We start from the raw sequence: 3,562 nt of genomic DNA on the forward strand, positions 1-3,562 counted from the left end.
GGGGTGTGGGGTATACGGTTCGTCGGCAGCGTCAGATGTGTATAAGGGAGAGCACTAATTGCAAGTAGTCTGACGAGCTAAGTAAAACCCCGATTTTTCCGAGATGTCACGTTAACTTCGAATTAAGTGAGTGACTTTAGGGGTAAATCGAAACGCTGTAGTCGTTGCTGTTTGATTTCGTCATCAGCCGCAGACAATACGTCAAAATTCAGGGCTATACGGCCTTTGATACTGGCGTGACCTGACGCTTCAGATGTGTTGCACATTGTTGGCGCAAATAGGATTAAGATCGACGTAAGCCATACACGTGAGCAGGGCTTCTTCACTTAAAAGTGCTTGTAATTTAAACCGGTCCTCCCAAAAGTGGCTTGTATCTTATACTATGTTTTCAAACGGATAATTTGAGAAGGTAAATGAATTTATATTTCAGACTAATTATGATTTTTTTAAAGAGCCTGTTCGCTCGCCGTAAAAACCTTCTGGAAGGGGGCCACTCATATTATCGTGTTTGGCCATTTGATTGTGACATCAATTTTCATTTAACTAATGCACGCTATTTTTCATTGTGCGATCTGAGCCGTATTGCTTATATGGGACAAGTCGGCATTTTGTTTAAAATGATAAAGCGTAATTGGTTGCCAGTCGTACAAGCACAAGAAATAAGTTACCTTAAACCAATTAATCCATTCCAACGGTTTGAAATTTTTACTCGCTTTACCTTTTGGGACGAAAAATATTGGTATATAGAGCATAAGTTTTTTAGAGCTGACCGTCTTTGTGCTGTGTTACAAGTTAGAGGTGTTTTTGTTCATGGCAAAAGGACTGTACCAATCTCTGAGGTTTTAAAACTCGTTGGTGAGGATATAATATCGCCAGATCAAACAGAGGCTGTTGTGAAGTGGCGAAAACTTTTAGAGTCAAAAAAAGATCCATTAAATTAATATCTCGCCACACCAGCGTCTGTGTTGTTGTTAAAGCGATCATTCGTGGCTACAGCCACTAACTTTAGGAATCACCCATAAAAAACAGGCACTCTTAAAAATCGCTTAATCTACAGACTGATATAACTGTTGATTTTAAAATAAATAAGGAAGATTTTTAGGGCTAGATCTTTTGCATCATAATTATCCCAACAAGCGCCAACATCACCCATACTGGCTCGTACACTCTAAGTTTCTAATAATTACCGATATCGATGACTGGTGTACTGCGATCCTCGATCGCTGTGAAACACGAGTCCTTTAGGTGGCTGCCTTAAGCTGTAAACCCTCATCATCGCCTTGGAAATCAGGTCTGTTGTCATGCGTTTACTGATGTACCAACCCACGATTCTCCGTAAGTACAAATCCATAACAATCGCTAGATACATCCACCCTTCACCTGTTTTCAGATAGGTGGTATCGCCAACCCATACTTTATCCGGTTCAACAGAATTAAAGTTCTGGTTTAACAAGTTATCAGCAACAGCATCTTCATTCGTCGGTTCAGATGCAGTACATCGGACTGATCAACTGCCCTGGGCGGTTCACTCGACATAATACGGTCACTGGGCACTGCATTGACTCGTCTCTGATGAAGTTAAACTTTACTTCATTTCTCTCGCGAAGTTGGCACTGGCCTTTTTTAAAATTTCTTTCACCATGCGTAAACTCTTCACTTTTTTACGCAGTCGGTTGAGTTCCTCTCGTTCATCAGTTAACAATGATTTGCCTTCCGCGTTCTATGCAATTTTACTTTCCAACGATAAAGCATATTGCTGGCTATACCCAATGATACTGAAGCTTCTGGGACTGAATAACCCTGGCCTCTAACCAGAACAATAAGGCATGGTCGAAGAATATGGCTATGGGGAGTCAAGGCTTTGTTGAAAATAGTCCAGCCTTACTAGGCACAAAAGCAGCTAATAAAAAGTAACAGCAATGGTAGAAAAGCATACACTAAGTGAATAGTCAGCTCGTTACGACACTGCTTGCGGTGTCGGAAATAGTGATTTAGGTCGGGATAACAGCCATTTGAGTGATAATTTATGATTAAAATCAAAAGTTAAGTGGGTCCGACCTGGTTTTGGGCGTAACGAGGAGGTTTATGAAATATTGAGACAACCTTGAAAATTAACATATGTGGCTGGGGTTATTACGGTTCCTATATTTGTAAAAATAACAATGTTCAGGGTAGCTTTATGTCAGCACTGCCAGTGTTATTACTTAAGAAGTATGTAAATATAGTAGTATTATCTGTTTTACTAACTCGATTTGCAGTGGTTTTTTGACTGATCCCAGTCCATACCAGCCATTATGAATTTGATATGAGTAGGATCATAAACATGATGAGATTGAATAATAGCGGCCCTGACTTTCTAGTAGGCCCACGAGTTATTGAATAAAACCTGATGAGTAAAGTTGAATGTCAAATTTAAAGTCATTAGTTTATGTTTCTTCTGCTACACGCAATCTTTCTCAGGCAGAAATTGATCATCTATTACTATCAGCCAGAGAGCGAAATGAAAAATATAATGTTACTGGCGTTTTGATGTACATAGGAGGTAATTTTATGCAATGTATTGAGGGGACAGTTGATAATGTAGAGTTGATATACGAAATCATTAAAGCAAACTCCCTACATTATGGATTAATTCAACTGATTTATCGTCCTATTGAGTGCAGGGATTTCAAAGACTGGGAAATGGCTTACTGTACAAAAGAAAAAACTGTGTCAGTTGCCCCTTATAATCATGAAGACATATTAAGTAGCAAACTAGGGACTTCATCATTTAAGAAAACGCCGTCTCGAATTTTACTACATAGCTTCTGGCGCTCGAACAGCGCATAACAATTGAACAGCGCCTTTTTTATTCCCTGACGTTTTATCCCTTGGTACTTCAGACGTGTTGCATAGATTGGCTCGAATAAGATTCAGATCGACTTAAGCCATACACAAGAGCAGAGCTTCTTCACCCTAAAGAGCCTGCCCTGCCAGTTTAATAATCTATATCCGCTTTCCCAAAAGTGACCGGTGCATTCATCTTCTTTCTTTGCTTGATTAGCCATGGGTTAATTAAACATTTCATAAACCAGCTCAAATCCTCCAAACGAATATAGAATTACTCAATAAGTCTATTGGGCAATTCATGGCCTGTCGTTGGATCCAATGTGTTAGCACGGCATTGTTGGACGGTCGGCGGGCCGGTTCTAAATAATAAATGGCTCTAACGGTCGAGCACTTCATTACCCGTTTAGCTCTCGGCCACTTGTGACATTAACTTTATGACGAGATGGAAATGATTGGACATCACAGCATAGCTAAAAATTTCGATGGCAAAGAGTAACCATAAAATACAAATAAGATTCTTAATCCACCGTCGAGGGTGGTTATTGACAGGGATGGAACGGTCCGGCGTCCCGGTGTATGCCTGTTTTGCATCGTTACAGGGACGTAACTAATTAGAACAACGCAGGAGCAGTTATCGAGGAGCAAAAACAGGTCACAGTTTTTACCGGAATGGGCATTAATACTACACAGGTAACTGCGGCGTACATAACGGCTAACAGCTGTATACAGGTTC

At 40.3% G+C, this 3,562-nt stretch carries 2 protein-coding genes and 2 pseudogenes; 2 read left to right on the forward strand and 2 right to left on the reverse strand.

The features are described from left to right. Positions 1–215 precede the first annotated feature (215 nt). A pseudogene (locus QZ562_RS20440) lies at positions 216–363 on the reverse strand (transposase); the annotation flags it as partial. 50 nt (positions 364–413) lie between these two features. On the opposite strand from QZ562_RS20440, the gene QZ562_RS20445 reads away from it, so the two are divergent. Then, a complete protein-coding gene (locus QZ562_RS20445; protein WP_293764447.1) occupies positions 414–941 on the forward strand; it encodes a thioesterase family protein in 528 nt (175 codons plus the stop codon). Between the two features lie 230 nt (positions 942–1,171). On the opposite strand, the pseudogene QZ562_RS20450 reads toward QZ562_RS20445, so the two are convergent. Continuing rightward, positions 1,172–1,872, reverse strand: a pseudogene (locus QZ562_RS20450) (DDE-type integrase/transposase/recombinase); the annotation flags it as partial. Positions 1,873–2,403: 531 nt separating this feature from the next. On the opposite strand from QZ562_RS20450, the gene QZ562_RS20455 reads away from it, so the two are divergent. Further along, complete coding sequence (locus QZ562_RS20455) at positions 2,404–2,829, forward strand: BLUF domain-containing protein (RefSeq protein ID WP_293764449.1); 426 nt, start codon at positions 2,404–2,406, stop codon at positions 2,827–2,829. Positions 2,830–3,562 lie beyond the last annotated feature (733 nt).

The sequence above is a fragment of the uncultured Paraglaciecola sp. genome (genome assembly GCF_913058035.1).
GTDB lineage: Bacteria > Pseudomonadota > Gammaproteobacteria > Enterobacterales > Alteromonadaceae > Paraglaciecola.